15 protein-coding genes and 1 tRNA gene are annotated in these 15,330 nt (G+C 55.6%); 11 read left to right on the top strand and 5 right to left on the bottom strand.

All coding sequences use genetic code 11. From position 1 onward, the window contains the following. The first annotated feature begins 19 nt into the window (after window positions 1-19). The 6 genes from sufC to AC2FLO_RS12010 all read left to right on the top strand — a co-directional run bounded on the left by sufC (window position 20) and on the right by AC2FLO_RS12010 (window position 4,491). On the top strand, window positions 20-775 hold the full coding sequence (gene sufC, locus AC2FLO_RS12035) for a Fe-S cluster assembly ATPase SufC (protein WP_267365769.1): 756 nt from the start codon (window positions 20-22) through the stop codon (window positions 773-775). After that, on the top strand, window positions 775-2,055 hold the full coding sequence (gene sufD / locus AC2FLO_RS12030; RefSeq protein ID WP_496751772.1) for a Fe-S cluster assembly protein SufD: 1,281 nt from the start codon (window positions 775-777) through the stop codon (window positions 2,053-2,055). The genes sufC and sufD overlap by 1 nt, the downstream gene beginning before the upstream one ends. Then, on the top strand, window positions 2,055-2,537 hold the full coding sequence (locus AC2FLO_RS12025) for a YIP1 family protein (protein ID WP_496751774.1): 483 nt from the start codon (window positions 2,055-2,057) through the stop codon (window positions 2,535-2,537). The genes sufD and AC2FLO_RS12025 overlap by 1 nt, the downstream gene beginning before the upstream one ends. Next, window positions 2,537-3,103 (top strand): YIP1 family protein, encoded by a 567-nt coding sequence (locus tag AC2FLO_RS12020; protein ID WP_496751776.1) that lies wholly within the window; start codon window positions 2,537-2,539, stop codon window positions 3,101-3,103. Before AC2FLO_RS12025 ends, AC2FLO_RS12020 begins: the two co-directional genes overlap by 1 nt. Window positions 3,104-3,116: 13 nt before the next feature. Next, on the top strand, window positions 3,117-4,337 hold the full coding sequence (locus AC2FLO_RS12015) for a cysteine desulfurase (protein WP_480584276.1): 1,221 nt from the start codon (window positions 3,117-3,119) through the stop codon (window positions 4,335-4,337). A gap of 77 nt (window positions 4,338-4,414) precedes the next feature. After that, window positions 4,415-4,491: transfer RNA gene (locus tag AC2FLO_RS12010), tRNA-Arg, on the top strand. A gap of 275 nt (window positions 4,492-4,766) precedes the next feature. Here the strand turns inward: AC2FLO_RS12010 and mepK are convergent. After that, window positions 4,767-5,336, bottom strand: coding sequence for a peptidoglycan L,D-endopeptidase MepK (gene mepK / locus AC2FLO_RS12005; RefSeq protein WP_480584274.1), 570 nt, complete (start codon window positions 5,334-5,336; stop codon window positions 4,767-4,769). Window positions 5,337-5,689: 353 nt separating this feature from the next. Between mepK and AC2FLO_RS12000 the strand changes: the two genes are divergently transcribed. The 4 genes from AC2FLO_RS12000 to AC2FLO_RS11985 are packed head-to-tail and all read left to right on the top strand — an operon-like array spanning window position 5,690 to window position 9,931. Continuing rightward, window positions 5,690-7,297 carry a L,D-transpeptidase family protein gene (locus tag AC2FLO_RS12000; RefSeq protein WP_496751779.1) on the top strand — a complete coding sequence of 536 codons (1,608 nt, stop codon included), beginning with the start codon at window positions 5,690-5,692 and terminating at the stop codon, window positions 7,295-7,297. 34 nt (window positions 7,298-7,331) lie between these two features. Next, window positions 7,332-8,423: a UDP-3-O-(3-hydroxymyristoyl)glucosamine N-acyltransferase gene (locus AC2FLO_RS11995; RefSeq protein WP_496751781.1), complete on the top strand. Its 1,092-nt coding sequence runs from the start codon at window positions 7,332-7,334 to the stop codon at window positions 8,421-8,423. Window positions 8,424-8,455: 32 nt separating this feature from the next. After that, window positions 8,456-8,713, top strand: a complete 258-nt coding sequence (locus AC2FLO_RS11990; protein ID WP_171723262.1) for an acyl carrier protein — start codon at window positions 8,456-8,458, stop codon at window positions 8,711-8,713. Between the two features lie 9 nt (window positions 8,714-8,722). After that, complete coding sequence (locus tag AC2FLO_RS11985) at window positions 8,723-9,931, top strand: beta-ketoacyl-[acyl-carrier-protein] synthase family protein (RefSeq protein WP_267366704.1); 1,209 nt, start codon at window positions 8,723-8,725, stop codon at window positions 9,929-9,931. Window positions 9,932-9,979: 48 nt separating this feature from the next. Here the strand turns inward: AC2FLO_RS11985 and AC2FLO_RS11980 are convergent, their stop codons facing one another. Continuing rightward, window positions 9,980-10,558: an invasion associated locus B family protein gene (locus tag AC2FLO_RS11980; protein ID WP_496751783.1), complete on the bottom strand. Its 579-nt coding sequence runs from the start codon at window positions 10,556-10,558 to the stop codon at window positions 9,980-9,982. A 431-nt stretch (window positions 10,559-10,989) separates the two neighbouring features. On the opposite strand from AC2FLO_RS11980, the gene AC2FLO_RS11975 reads away from it, so the two are divergent. Continuing rightward, window positions 10,990-12,537, top strand: coding sequence for a helicase HerA-like domain-containing protein (locus tag AC2FLO_RS11975; RefSeq protein ID WP_496751784.1), 1,548 nt, complete (start codon window positions 10,990-10,992; stop codon window positions 12,535-12,537). Between the two features lie 32 nt (window positions 12,538-12,569). Here AC2FLO_RS11975 and AC2FLO_RS11970 read toward each other — a convergent pair whose 3' ends face one another. The 3 genes from AC2FLO_RS11970 to AC2FLO_RS11960 all read right to left on the bottom strand — a co-directional run bounded on the left by AC2FLO_RS11970 (window position 12,570) and on the right by AC2FLO_RS11960 (window position 15,326). After that, a complete protein-coding gene (locus AC2FLO_RS11970; RefSeq protein ID WP_209503910.1) occupies window positions 12,570-12,824 on the bottom strand; it encodes a hypothetical protein in 255 nt (84 codons plus the stop codon). Between the two features lie 181 nt (window positions 12,825-13,005). Next, window positions 13,006-14,319 (bottom strand): branched-chain amino acid ABC transporter permease, encoded by a 1,314-nt coding sequence (locus tag AC2FLO_RS11965; RefSeq protein WP_480919563.1) that lies wholly within the window; start codon window positions 14,317-14,319, stop codon window positions 13,006-13,008. Beyond that, window positions 14,316-15,326 carry a branched-chain amino acid ABC transporter permease gene (locus AC2FLO_RS11960; protein WP_496751785.1) on the bottom strand — a complete coding sequence of 337 codons (1,011 nt, stop codon included), beginning with the start codon at window positions 15,324-15,326 and terminating at the stop codon, window positions 14,316-14,318. Before AC2FLO_RS11960 ends, AC2FLO_RS11965 begins: the two co-directional genes overlap by 4 nt. Window positions 15,327-15,330 lie beyond the last annotated feature (4 nt).

The following is a 15,330-nucleotide window of genomic DNA, read 5'->3' as shown; positions in this document are numbered from 1 at the left end:
ATACGCTAAAGGACAAAAAATGCTGGAAATCAAAAATCTGCACGTACAGCTTGAAGAAGAAGACAAGCAGATTCTCAAAGGTGTGGACCTGACGGTCGAGGCTGGCAAGGTACACGCGATTATGGGTCCGAACGGGTCGGGCAAATCGACCCTCAGCTATGTTCTGTCGGGGCGCGACGGGTACGAAGTAACTGAAGGTTCGGCTACTCTGGACGGTCAGGATCTGCTGGAGATGGAACCGGAGGAACGCGCGGCAGCGGGTGTTTTCCTTGCTTTCCAATACCCGGTTGAAATCCCCGGCGTTGGCAACATGACGTTCCTGCGCACCGCAGTAAACGCGCAGCGCAAGGCCCGTGGAGAAGAGGAACTGTCTGCCGCAGACTTCCTGAAAGAGGTGCGTGCCAAGGCCAAGACGCTGAAGATCGACGCAGAAATGCTCAAGCGTCCGGTCAATGTTGGTTTTTCGGGTGGTGAGAAAAAGCGTAACGAAATCCTGCAGATGGCCATGCTTGAACCCAAGATGTGCATCATGGACGAAACCGACTCGGGCCTTGATGTGGACGCGATGAAGCTGGTGGCCGAAGGCGTGAATGCCCTGCGGGACGAAGGCCGCGGGTTCCTGGTGATCACGCATTATCAGCGCCTTCTGGATCATATTAAACCGGATGTTGTGCATATCATGGCCAATGGTCGCATCGTTAAGACGGGCGGACCTGAACTGGCGCTTGAAGTTGAAAACAACGGTTATGCTGACATTCTGGCCGAGGTGAACTGATGGCTTTGCCGCAAGCGAAACAATCCGCAACCGAGGCGCGTCTGGCTGCGCTGACCATGCCCGACGCGGGCTGCACCCGTGGTGCACGCGAAGACGCCTTGGCGCGTGTTCTGGAATCCGGGCTGCCGGGGCGCCGGGATGAGTATTGGAAATACACTCAGCCCGACAGTCTGGTTTCTGCCGAGGCTTTGCCTGCGGCGGTGTTTATCAATGATGAACCGGTACTTTTTAACGACCTTGACCGTTTGAAAATAGTCTTTGTCGACGGGGTGTTCAGCGCCGAGGAATCCGATGAACTGTCGCTGGATGGTGTCAAGATCGACCGGATTGAAGACATCTGCTGCAAAGACATTCATTGGGCAAAAGACCTGTATGGCGTTCTGGAAGCGCGTGGCCAGTCCCCGGTTCAACGTCCGTTGGCTGCATTGAACACGGCCTTTGCGTCGGACGGCGTTGCCATTCACGTTACGGGCAAACCCTCTAAACCGATCAACCTGATCTATCGTCATGCCTCGCCGACATCCGATGCGATCCTCCATCACGTTATTCGCGTGGAAAGCGGGGCCGAGGTGACAATTCTTGAATCCGGCCCGGCGGCGTCGCGTTTCAACAAATGCATGGAAATTGAAATTGCCGACAAGGGGACGCTGCATCATGTGCGGGCGCAGGGCAGGGACCATGAACGTCGCGCCGCGACCCATATGTTCACGCGTTTGGGGGCAGAGTCGGTCTACAAGTCCTTCACCTTGACGGCGAATGGAGTGCTCACCCGCAACGAACAGGTTGTTGAACTGACCGGCGACAATGCTGTGGCGCATGTGGCCGGGGCCTGTGTTGGGGATGGTGATTTCCACCATGATGACACGGTGTTCATCACCCATGACGCGGTAAATTGCGAAAGCCGTCAGGTCTTTAAGAAAGTGCTGCGCAACGGTGCGACCGGAGTGTTTCAGGGCAAGATCCTTGTAAAGGAAGGGGCTCAGAAAACTGATGGCTACCAAATCAGCCAATCGCTGCTTTTGGATGATGACAGCCAGTTCCTCGCCAAACCGGAGCTAGAGATCTACGCCGATGACGTGGCGTGTTCCCACGGCTCAACCTCGGGGGCGATTGACGAAACAGCGCTGTTCTATCTTCGGTCACGGGGGGTACCGGTCAAGGACGCGACCAACATGTTGACGCTGGCGTTCCTGGCCGAAGCGGTGGACGAAATCGAAGACAGTGCTTTGGCAGATGAAATCGTAAGCCGTCTGGAAGGGTGGCTGGCGCGCCGAAGCTGATGGCGCTGTCGTCGGATATCCTGGCAACGTACCGGGGGCCGGGGCGCGTGGTGCGCAGGCTTTTGGATATGGGTCAACGAGAAGACCGGGCGCTGATCTTTGTCATGGCGTTTTGTGTGGTGGCATTCATCGCCCAGATGCCTGGCCTTGCGCGCAAGGCGCATTTGGAAGGCGTTGAGCTGAATATGCTTCTGGGTGGTGCTTTGCTTGGATCAGTGTTCATTCTGCCCTTGGTTTTTTACACGCTGGCACTGGTATCTCATTGGGCGGCACGCCTGTTTGGCGGGCAGGGAAGCGCTTATGGTGCGCGCCTGGCACTGTTCTGGGCGCTGTTGTCCTCTGCGCCGCTGGTTCTGCTGAACGGCCTTGTCGCCGGGTTCATCGGGCCAGGGCCTACCTTGACGTTTGTAGGTCTCGCCTGGGTTGCTGTTTTTGTCTGGTTCTGGGTATCAGGTCTCAGACAAGTGCAAAGGTCCGTCTAATGAATTCGTGTTTTCTGGGAAATCTGGCGGTCTTGACGATCAAGAACCCGGCCGAAGCGGCGCGTCAACTGATGGCGCTCAAGCTGGGGCGAGAAGTGCTTTGGCTGGCATTTGCGCTGGCCGTCGTTTTGAACTGCGTTGTCCAATTGGGAATTGATCTGTCGATAACAATGGCGGCAGGTCAACCCTCTCCTGCGCTCGAAAGCATTCCCATGGTTTTAGTGCGCTCGGCCGGGGCCATGATGCTGAGCATTGTCGCGTTCCTGTTGGTCGGGCGAATGCTTGGAGGTCTGGCGAAGTTCGATGATCTGATGGTTCTGACGATCTGGCTGCAATTCCTGCAAATAGCCGCCTTGGTCGTGACGCTGATCTTGAGCCTGACCCTACCGTTCCTGATGATGATGACATTGTTGGCGACAGCAATCCTGAGCCTTTACGTCACGCTTCATTTTCTGAACGAAGCGCATCAGCTCGGGTCGCTCTGGAAATCCTTTGCGGTAATTGTGTTGTCAGCCCTTGTCGCCATCCCTTTTGTTCTGTTTCTAAGCCCAACCGGGCCCGTCTAGGAATACCACTCTTATGTATGATGTGCAGAAAATCCGCTCTGACTTTCCGATCCTGTCGCGTCAGGTGAATGGCAAGCCTTTGACGTATCTCGACAATGGTGCTTCGGCTCAGAAACCTCAGGTGGTCATTGACGCGGTGACGCGAGCCTATGCCGAGGAGTATTCGAATGTCCATCGTGGCCTGCATTTTCTGTCCAATCTTGCGACAGAGAAATACGAGGCCGTTCGTGGCACGATCGCGCGGTTTCTGGGGGCATCGAACGAGAATGAGATCGTCCTGAACTCTGGTACCACCGAAGGGATAAACCTGATCGCCTATGGCTGGGCTATGCCGCGACTAGAAGCGGGGGATGAGATCGTTCTGAGTGTGATGGAGCACCATGCAAACATCGTACCCTGGCATTTCCTACGCGAACGACAGGGCGTTGTGCTGAAATGGGTCGATGTCGACGCAGAGGGCGGGCTTGACCCTCAGGCGGTAATCGATGCAATCGGGCCGAAAACCAAGCTGGTTGCTGTGACGCACTGCTCGAATGTGCTGGGTACGGTCGTGGATGTGAAAGCCATAACTAACGGCGCACATGCCAAGGGCGTTCCGGTTCTGGTTGATGGCAGTCAGGGTGCCGTTCACATGCCAGTAAATGTTGAAGAGATTGGGTGCGATTTCTACGCAATCACAGGCCACAAGCTTTATGGTCCGTCAGGGTCGGGTGCGATTTTCATCAAATCCGAACGCATGGCCGAGATGCGCCCCTTTATCGGTGGCGGCGACATGATCAAAGAGGTCAGCAAGGATCAGGTCATCTATAATGACCCGCCAATGAAGTTCGAGGCCGGCACGCCGGCGATCGTACAGACGATCGGACTTGGCGTAGCGCTGGAGTATATGATGGACTTGGGGATGGAAAACATCGCTGCCCATGAATCCAGCTTGCGCGATTACGCGATGCGACGTCTGACCGGACTGAACTGGTTGCAGGTTCAGGGCACTCGCCCGGACAAGGCAGCGATTTTCAGCTTTACGCTGGACGGTGCTGGCCATGCACACGACGTTTCTACCATTCTCGACAAGAAAGGTGTTGCGGTTCGTGCCGGTCACCACTGTGCAGGGCCGCTGATGGACCACCTGGGGGTGACGGCAACATGCCGCGCCAGTTTTGGTCTCTATAACACTACCGATGAAGTAGATACGCTGATCGAAGCGCTTGAATTGGCGCATGATCTGTTTGCCTGATTTTGATCTCGATAAGGGTGCGGCAATCGCGATTTGCAGTTGCACCCGGATTGGAACAAGGTTAGCTAACGGCCAAGGCACCTGTAGCTCAGCTGGATAGAGCGCTGCCCTCCGAAGGCAGAGGCCAGAGGTTCGAATCCTCTCAGGTGCGCCACCCAATATTCAACGTCGGATTGAAATCGGAAGCCCTGAACAGCGGACTTGTCGATTGGATTGCTTAATGCGTTGATCGTGCAGTCATCACAACGGCCCATGAGTGCAAAAATTCTGCTGAGTTGCAGTATTTGAGGGAGGGATTCGCTGTCGGGTATCGGGAGTTATTGTAGTAGCTGATTTGGCGGCTCTGCCGCCAATAGCCACGAATGTTAGAAAACCGAGTGGGAAACTCAGTCAGTCAAAAGTTCCAAACAGAACCGATGTGTTCAGGTTTTACCCGCGCCAGGTGCGAACCACGCCGCAATCCATGTGTACGAAGTTCGATCCATAATACTGACCAACACCGCCTGCGCGGCACGACATCGCCGCCTTGGCCATCTGCGATACCGAGCGGGAGGCAAGGCGCAAATCAGCTGCTTGCCCTTCCATGTGAAGCGAGTTGCGCGCCACACGGCGGGACCGGGAACGCAGCATTGCGTTGGTCTGAGGTGAGCGATAGCCGGACAACAGCATGTAGGGTTCGTTGACATCCAGCAGGCTGTGTGATGCCGCCATGATATCAATCGTGCGTAAATCGATGGATTTTACCTGATCTGTGCGCCAATCACGCATGAAGTTGTTCACTTCTTTGACAGCGTCTTTGATATACTTACCATCGACCCAATAGATCATATCCAACCGTTCGCCAGTGCGACCGGAATACATACGAATGCGACGGATGTCGCCGCCACCGCGTAAAAAGCCTGCTGCGTTGGAGTAGGTGGGGGCTGCTGCGACTGCCGTTGCTGCAAACGCTCCCAATAGGGCACGTCGGGTCAAGCCCGAGGAACTGCTCTCAGTCATTTTGGTTTCGTCCCGTACTGTTCCTGCCTGCACACGATGTTACGTGCACTGTCTTAATTATTCCCATCCCAGATGCGGGATTTATGGCACAATCGGAATCGACGGCCAAGAAGTGTTTCATCTTCACCTTTTCAAGGGGGAATTTTCGGCAGTTTTTTGCGCATTTGTCACAGAGCATCACAAATATTTCGCAGTTGTGGGCTTTGGGCCGCGCAGCCGATGCAAACGCGCATCAGGCCCACGAAGAAGCGATTTGGTAAGGATATCGTGAGTGGACAAGCGTTCTGGCGCGACTGCATAGTTGTTCGACGTATAAATCACCAGTTCAACCTATTGAATTCCAAGGCTATCCTATGTTTTCTGTTCTCCGCACCAGTACCAGCATCCTGTTTGCCGCGTGTTTCGTTGCTACCGCATCCGTCGCCAATGCGTCGTCCGAAGCTGCGCCAGGAACTGCGTTTCAGATGGCGATGGCTGAACATACTCAGCAGGCGCCGCAACTGGTTGAGTTCTACCGGGCGAACGGATTTTCGCCGCTTTGGGTCGGTGATACGCCTGAACACACTCAACGCCGGGCGGCGCTGATCAAGGCGCTTACGACTGGGCATCTGCACGGCCTTCCACAGGCCGAGCCAATTGTTGCTGCCATGATGGAAAAGATGGAAAGGGCCCGTTCGGCGCGCGATCTCGGTGCGGTTGAAGCAGAACTTAGCCGTATCTTTGTCGAATATGCTGACGCGCTTTATGCGGGCGCAATCCGGCCCGGCAGTGTGGATGATGGGCTGGTTCGGTCCGTAGAACGACGCAGCACTGTTGAGCATTTGCAGGGAATAAGCACTCAAGGCGCGGCCTACTTTACAGTCTTGGCGCCGCAATCACATCAATACCGCGCATTGATGAAGCAGAAGTTGTCCTTGGAAAAGCTAGTGTTTCAAGGGGGATGGGGGCCAACAGTTCCCGAAAGCAAACTGGAATACGGCGACACGGGACCGAATGTTGTCAAGCTGCGCGACCGTCTGGTGGTGATGGGTTACATGAAACCGTCCGCCAGCCCGTCTTTCGACAGCGCGTTGCTTGAAGGCGTTCGTGCCTTTCAATCCGCGCATGGGCTTGAAACCGATGGTGTGGCGGGCAAGGGGACGATTGCCGAAATTAACCGTCCAGCCACAGACCGGTTAAAAGCCGTTTACGTTGCGTTGGAACGCGAACGCTGGCTGCCTCGGGAACGCGGCACGCGTCATATCCTTGTGAACCAAGCCGATTTCACGGCCAAGATCGTGGACGACGGGCAAGTCACTTTTGAAACCCGCGCAGTCATCGGTAAAAATGTGCATGATCGCAGAAGTCCGGAATTTTCGGATGAGATGGAGCATATGGTGATCAACCCAAGCTGGCATGTTCCCCGCTCGATTGTGACCAAGGAATACCTGCCGAAACTGCAATCAAACCCGAATTCCGTGGGCCATATTCTGATTACTGACAGAAGCGGCAGGCAGGTCGATCGGGGTGCGGTTGACTTTACCCAGTTCACGACCAGAAATTTTCCCTTCGCAATGCGTCAACCGCCCAGTCAAAGCAATGCGCTGGGTCTGGTGAAGTTCATGTTCCCCAATAAGCACAACATCTATCTGCATGATACTCCACAGAAAAACCTGTTCTCGCGTGAGGTTCGGGCCTTTTCACATGGGTGTATCCGCTTGGCCCAGCCCTTTGAATTTGCTTACGCCTTGCTGGCCAAACAAGAGGAAGATCCAAAGGCATTCTTCCATCGCGTTCTGAACACCGGAAAAGAGACCAAAGTCAATTTGGAACAGAAAGTTCCGGTGCATCTGATTTACCGCACGGCCTACATCGGGCCCAAAGGCGAAGTGCAGTATCGCCGCGATGTCTATGGGCGGGACGGCAAGATTTGGGAAGCCTTGCAAAAGGCAGGGGTGGCCCTGCCGGACGTTCAGGGGTAAGCACAGGGCAAATCCTGCCAAAAGGAAGCCCGCCATGCAGTTTACCGTACAACAGATTGCCGAGTCTCTGGGGGCAGAATGTCATGGCGATGGCGGCCTGACGATCGTGCGCGCTGCGGAACCGGGCGATGCAGGCCCGACAGATCTGGCGATGGCTATGTCTCCGAAATACGCCGAGGCGCTTACCAACGGAGCCGCTCGTGCGGCCGTCCTTTGGGAGGGAGCCGACTGGCAGGCGATGGGATTGCGTGCGGCGATTTTTGTAAAACGTCCCCGTATGGCGATGGCTGGTATCACTTCCATGCTGGACCGGGGGCAAGGGGTCGAGCCGGGGATTCACCCCTCGGCCGTGATAGACCCGACCGCTGAAATTGGTCTGGATGTGGCGATTGGTCCGTTGGTTGTTGTGGGCGCGCGCGCCCGTATTGGCGCAGGCTCTGTCATAGGGGCACAGTGCGTGGTGGGAATGGACGCCATATTGGGCGACCAGGCGGTGTTGCGCGAAATGGTCAGCATTGGCGCACGGGCGCAGATCGGAGATCGTTTTATCGCGCAACCCGGTGCCCGGATCGGCGGGGACGGGTTCAGTTTTGTAACACCCGAAGTCTCGGGTGTCGAAAATGTACGCAAGACAATGGGCGATCAGGGTGAGGCCAAAGCACAGAGCTGGCTGCGCATTCATTCACTGGGTGCTGTGGAAATCGGTGATGACGTCGAAGTCGGTGCGAATTGTACTATCGATAACGGCACGATCCGAAACACGTTTATCGGCAACGGATCCAAGTTGGATAATCTGGTCCATGTCGGGCACAACACCCGCGTCGGTCAGGACTGCCTGTTGTGCGGTCAGACTGGTGTGTCGGGTTCGGTTGAGATCGGAAACAACGTGGTTCTGGGTGGTCAGACTGGCGTTGTCGACAACATATTCATCGGGGATGGGGTTATTGCCGGAGGCGGCACTAAGATACTGTCCAACGTGCCCGCTGGTCGCGTGATCATGGGGTATCCCGGCGTCAAAATGGAAACGCATACTGACATCTACAAGGCACAACGGCGTTTGCCCCGTATGGCACGCGACGTCGAGGCATTGAAAAAGGCTGTTTTCAAACAGACCCCGAGCGATTAAATCAACCTCAAACTGATAATCAGGGGATCGACATGAGCATCAGCGACCGCGTCATCGCGATCATTGCAGAGCAGGCCGTTCTGGAGCCATCGGATGTAACGCCCGAAAGCACGCTGGAAGATCTGGGTATCGACAGCCTAGGGCTGGTCGAAAGCATATTTGCCATCGAGGAAGAGTTCGACATTTCGATTCCTTTCAATGCCAACGAGCCCGAGGCCAATGACTTCGATATCTCCAATGTGGCCGCGATCATCTCTGGGATCGAAAAGCTTGTGTCGGAAAAGGTCTGACAAACGCTCATGAAACGCGTTGTCATTACCGGAGCAGGTACGATCAATTCGCTGGGCCATTCGGTCCCTGACACGCTGGAAGCAATGCGCGAAGGTCGTTGTGGTATTTCGGAACTTGAATTCCGGGATGTTGATCGGTTGGCCATCAAGATCGGCGGACAGGTCCGGGGTTTCGAGGCGGAAGGGCGGTTCAACCGACAGCAGATGTCGCTGTACGACCGCTTCACGCAATTCACCCTGACGGCAGCCAAAGAGGCGATTGAGCAGTCGGGCATCGAGTTTCACGGCGAGTTGGCAGCAAGATCAGGTGTTGTTCTGGGAACCGCGGGTGGTGGTGTTTCGACTTGGGATGACAATTACCGTTCTGTTTATGAGGATGGGAAGAACAGGGTACACCCCTTTGTCGTTCCAAAGCTCATGAACAATGCAGCCGCCAGTCATGTCTCAATGGAACATAACCTAAAAGGCCCCAGTTTCACCGTGTCGACGGCATGTGCGTCATCAAACCATGCGATGGCTCAGGCTTTTCAGATGGTGCGTAGTGGCGCGGCTCCGGTCATGGTTACGGGCGGGTCCGAATCTATGTTGTGTTTCGGCGGTGTAAAAGCCTGGGAAGGTCTGCGCGTGATGTCGAAAGACGCGTGCCGCCCGTTCAGTGCCAACCGCAACGGAATGGTGCAGGGCGAAGGGGCTGGCGTCTTTGTCTTTGAGGAATACGAACACGCCCGCGCCCGAGGGGCCGAAATACTGTGCGAAGTTGTCGGCTTTGCCATGTCATCGGATGCCTCGGACATTGTGATGCCCAGCAAACAAGGGGCCGCGCGTGCCATGGCCGGTGCCTTGGCCGATGCGAAGCTGAACGCAAAAGATGTGGGTTATATCAACGCGCATGGCACCGGAACAGCTGCAAATGACAAGACCGAATGCGCAGCCGTGGCCGACGTATTTGGCCCACACGCCGACGATCTGATGATCTCGTCCACGAAATCCATGCACGGCCACTTGATTGGAGGGACCGGCGCGGTGGAATTGCTGGCCTGCATCATGGCACTGCGGGACGGTGTCATTGCACCCACGATTGGATATGAGGAACCGGACCCGGAATGCGCGTTGGACGTGGTACCGAACGAAGCACGCGAAGCAAAGGTCGACGTCGCGCTTAGCAACGCATTCGCCTTTGGTGGGTTGAATGCTGTACTGGCCCTGAAGCGGGTTTAGTGAAAAAGCCGCCGTTAATAATACGGCGGCTTCCACGGATGTTATTTCTTAGTTTGTGTTGACGTTCAGAACGTCAAAGCCCGATGTGAAGCCGGAGAGCGACATGTCCATTTCAAGAACCTGATCCGGGAAACGGGCGGGAACCAGTGAAAACGTCGCTTTGGTTCCAGCTTTCATCGCGTCGATATCCCCTTGGCTTAGACCCAGTTGCGCGATGCAGCCCACGGGAACGCATTGGTGATAGTTGTACAATTTACGCGGCGCGCCATCGATTGACAGGGCCAGCTGAGCTTGCAGCAGAGTTTCGAGGGGTACGATCACATTTGCCCAAGCAACGGCGGCACCACCTTCTGGCAGTTTCCCGATGGATACTTCTGCGATCGGATCACCATTTTTACCCTCCAGAACCTGAACGATGGCGCAAGGATCCTCGCCTTCCTGTGCCTTGATACAGGATACGTCCCAATCGCCGAATTCTTCCTTTACGAACTGTTCTCCGACCCGGGGGCCTTCCTGACCAAGGTCCAGACCGGCGTCTGGCGCGGTTGTGGTTGTGTCTTGTGCATACGCTGCGCCGGATAGCAGAACAGCGGCGACCGTGTTGAACGAGAGGATTTTCTTGAACATGAATGCCTCGGGTTGATGATTGATCTTTTTGCTTCGTTTAACACTCTTCTGAACCAGTGTCAGGCACTAACAGAACAGCCTTTGCGAACGTGAACGGATTCTTGCCTGAGGTCGGAACCGCACCTTCGGAGGTTAGAAAAAGGGAGCTGTTCGACCAGCTCCCTTCCCCATAAGTTTCTCCCCGTCGGACTGGCCGACTTATTTATGCGCAAACCCTACGGAAGGGGCGCACACGGGTCAACAGCTATCCTCATTTTTTAATCTATGCGCCAGAATAATAATCCGATGGCCAAACCAAAAAGGCCGTGCCAGCAGGCACGGCCAGTCGACAGGGAGGAAGTCTGCCCCGCAATGCAAGGCAAATAGACTATCGCAGTCAAAGGTTAACTTTGTATGCTGGCGGCAGATCGGTGAACAATAAGGCAATGTTAATGGGCACGAATATCTTTTTGGGCGGTGGCGGTAAAAACTATGGCCAGCCGCAGGAACTGGCTTTGAAATATGCCAACCGCCACGGGTTGATTGCCGGGGCAACTGGTACCGGCAAAACCGTGACATTGCAGATTCTTGCAGAAGGTTTTTCTCAGGCGGGTGTCCCGGTATTCCTCTCGGATGTGAAAGGGGATCTGTCTGGTCTGGCCCTTCCCGGAAGCGAGGCCCACAAACTGCATCAGGCCTTTCAGGACCGGGCCAGCCGGATCGGGTTCGAGGATTTTGCCTATTCTGCCTGCCCGGTGACATTCTGGGATTTGTTCGGTGAACAGGGCCATCCCGTGCGTACGACGGTGACAGAAATGGGCCCGCTGTTGCTGTCGCGGTTACTGGAGTTGAGCGAGGCGCAGGAAGGTATCCTAAATATCGCATTCCGCGTGGCCGACGAAGAAGGGATGCCGTTGCTGGACCTTAAGGACCTACAGGCGCTGCTGGTCTGGATCGGAGAGAATCGGGCGCAACTGTCATTGCGATATGGCAATGTATCCACGTCATCAATCGGGGCAATCCAGCGACGTCTGTTGGTCCTCGAGAATCAGGGCGGAACAAAATTGTTTGGCGAACCGGCGCTGGATCTGGCCGATCTGATGCGAACTGACGAAGCCGGGCAGGGGATGGTGAACATTCTGGCATCAGACCAGCTGATGGCAGCCCCACGGCTATATGCAACGTTCCTGTTGTGGCTGTTGAGTGAACTGTTCGAAGAGCTGCCAGAGGTCGGAGACCCCGAAAAACCAAAGCTGGTGTTCTTTTTTGACGAAGCCCATCTGTTGTTCGACGATGCGCCAAAGGTTCTAGTGGACAAGGTCGAACAGGTCGCCCGCCTGATCCGTTCAAAGGGTGTGGGTGTATACTTCATCACTCAGAGCCCCGGTGATATCCCGGAAGATATTCTTGGACAGCTGGGCAACCGTATACAGCACGCATTAAGGGCATTCACGGCGCGGGACAGAAAGAACCTACGGCTGGCCGCTGAAACCTATCGCGAGAACCCGACTTTTGACACGGAAACGGCAATTCGCGAAGTCGGTGTGGGGGAGGCCGTCACTTCCATGCTGCAAAAGAAAGGTGTTCCGGGCGTGGTCGAGCGTACACTTATTCGGCCGCCGGGATCTCAGCTGGGGCCTATTTCAGATGCCGAACGCCGGGATATCCTTGCCGCCTCGGCGATGTCAGGGAAATACGACAAGAGCATAGATCGAAAATCTGCCTTCGAGATTCTTCAGGCGCGGGCCCAAGCTGCGGCCATTGCAGCGGAACGGGCCGAGTCCGACGAAGTTCTTGAAGCGCAATCGCCGATCGAACGCGAATACTCTTCGGCCCGCAGATATTCGGGCAGCCGGGTCGGCCGGTCCTCCTCCCGGGGTGAGCGCAAGCAGGACACGTTTGCCACGGCAATGACCGAAGCGGTGATCAAAGAGCTTAAGGGCACAACCGGGCGCCGGATCGTGCGCGGTATCCTCGGCGGATTGTTTCGCAACAGGTAAAAACGTAGCGTCCTTGGTGGGCGCTACAGCGTTTACTTCAGTCGGCGTTGGCCTTCCTGGCGACAATAGGCGTCAGCCTCGGGAACAGACATCTTCGTGGCTGGGAAGTCGATTGCACGGTCCCAGGTGACGCGATCCTGACGATACAACTGACAGGTCACGACACCTTTAGGTGTCTGAACCTTGACGGGCGTCGTCTCAAGATCTTCGGGGCTGGGGACACAAGCGGATACCGCGACCGCAATAGCCGGAAACAGAATGAGTGATTTCAGATGTGGTGCTTTCATTTTCTACTCTTGTCTACTCGTCTTGTTGATCGATTGAAACGGCATAGGCGAGGGTGAGTGCCAGCAACCTGCCGCAAATCGAAAACACTGTGGTGGGTTCGTTTATTCAGAAAAACCTTAAGAATCAAGAAACCGCGCCAGATAAGTGGCGCGGTTTTGCACATTGGAACGTGGCGCGGACCTATTTCTCGGGGATCAGACCCCTTGGGCTGAATCTGAGAACAATCAACAGGATCAGGCCCATCGTGAACAGGCGCATATGTGCGGCACTATCAATAAGATGTGCCTTCAGCGCGCTGCCATCCGGCAAGCCTGCAGTGATCACACTCATCAACCACAAGCCAATCGGTTCGACCTGAACCCACAAGAACCATATCAGGAACGCACCCAGAACAGCCCCGAAGTTGTTGCCCGAACCGCCAACGATCACCATGACCCAAACCAGGAAGGTAAAGCGCAGCGGATTGTAGGTGCCCGGCGTCAGCTGTCCGTCCAGAGTGGTCATCATCGCGCCTGCGATGCCGCAAATGGCCGACCCTAATACGAAAATCTGCAAGTGGCGACGGGTGACGTCCTTGCCCATCGCTTCGGCTGCAATTTCATTGTCGCGGATAGCGCGCATCATACGGCCCCACGGGCTTTTCAGCGCCATTTGCGCCATCCAGAGCAGCACCAGAAGAACCAGCATGAACAGCAGCGAATACCCAAGTTTCACCGAGAGGGTGGATGCAGTGACCGGATCCAGCCCCAGCCATTCGGCGCGGGCAAGAAAAGCCGGATCTTGCTGCAAGTCAACTTCATAACCGACAACCGGGGAGGGACGCGGGATGCCATAGACGTTCTTCACGCCGCGGGCCAGCCAGTCCTCGTTCTTCATGACGGCGATAATAATCTCGGCGATACCCAGAGTGGCAATCGCCAGATAATCTGACCGCAGCCCTAGCGCGGTTTTGCCAATCAGCCACGCCGCCCCGGCAGCCAGCAGACCTCCGGCAGGCCAGGCCAGCAGAACGGGCAGGTTCAGTCCACCGATGTTACCGGCAATCGCCGGGTCAATGGCCTCGACCGCGGCAACATTGGGGTCGAACACGGCCCGGTAGAGGAAGAAGCCGACGATAAGGACAGTGATTATTGTGAGCGTTTGCACCCGGCCTTTGGGCATTCTTGTTGCCACCAGTACGGCTGCAACAACGGTGGCAGCCCCCAGTAGCAAGGACAGAACGATACCATAACCGCCTGCGCCCCAGGCGCCCGGGGTAGGCGCTGTTGATACCAGCACCACGGCCAGACCGCCCAGCGCGACGAAGCCCATGACCCCTACGTTAAACAGGCCCGCAAAGCCCCATTGCAGGTTTACACCGATCGCCATAATGGCCGAGATCAGCCCCATGTTCAGGATCAGAACGGCAGTGTTCCAACTTTGCGTGAAACCGGTCAGCAGAATGAGACTGCCAACAGCTATGAAAAGCAGAGTGTTTTTGACAGATTCGGTCATACTGCTTTCCCCTTGAACAGGCCCGTGGGCTTAAACAGAAGCACGATCAGCAGAATGACAAAGCTGACAGCGAATTTGTAATCGGTGGACAGGAGCTGGACCAATCCGGACGGCTCCAGGTTTTCCGGGGCTACATAGGTCAGTACTTTTTTCCAGGCATAGGTGATCGTCACCTCGGAAAACGCGATGATGAACCCGCCTGCAATTGCGCCCAGTGGGTTACCAAGGCCACCCACGATGGCCGAAGCGAATATCGGCAGCAGAAGCTGGAAATAGACGAAGGGTTTAAAGCTTTTGTCCAACCCGTAAAGAACACCCGCTGTGGTCGCCAAGGCGGCCACGATGATCCAGGTGATCATCACAACACGTTCAGGGTTGATGCCGGACAAAAGCGCCAGATCCTCGTTGTCGGAATAGGCGCGCATCGATTTCCCGGTTCGTGTTTTATTGAGGAACCAGAACAACAAGGCCACGGCAATAACGGCCACTATCAGTGTAATCCCTTGCGAGGTCTTGATAGCCAGCCCCTCTTGTAGGCCTGTCATGGATTTAAAGTCACGCGCGGAAATCAGGAATCTTGCACCATCCGAGAACTTTTGGTCATCCGGCCCGATGATAAAGCGCACCAAACCGTTCATGATGAACATTACACCCATTGATACGATCACAAGGATAACCGGCTTGGCCTTTTGTTCGCGGTAAAAGCGGTAGACCAGCCGGTCTGTGACCAACACCAGCAGGATGCAGCCAAGGATGGCAAAGGGCAGGGCGAGCAGGGCAGTCGGCAACGGCCCAAAGCTGACACCAACGGCCTGTAAGCCCCAAGTGACAAGCACAGCGATCATCGCCCCAAAGGCCATGGTGTCACCATGGGCAAAGTTCGAAAACCGCAGGATGCCGTAGATCAGGGTCACGCCAAGCGCTCCCAATGCCAGCTGGCTGCCATAGGCAATCGCAGGCACGATGACAAAGTTGGCAAGCGCAACAAGCGCGTTGAGTAAGTCCATTATT

The organism is Ruegeria sp. TASC047 (assembly GCF_059612445.1).
The sequence above is the reverse complement of the archived record's forward strand: the minus strand, read 5'-3'. Positions and strand labels throughout refer to the sequence as shown.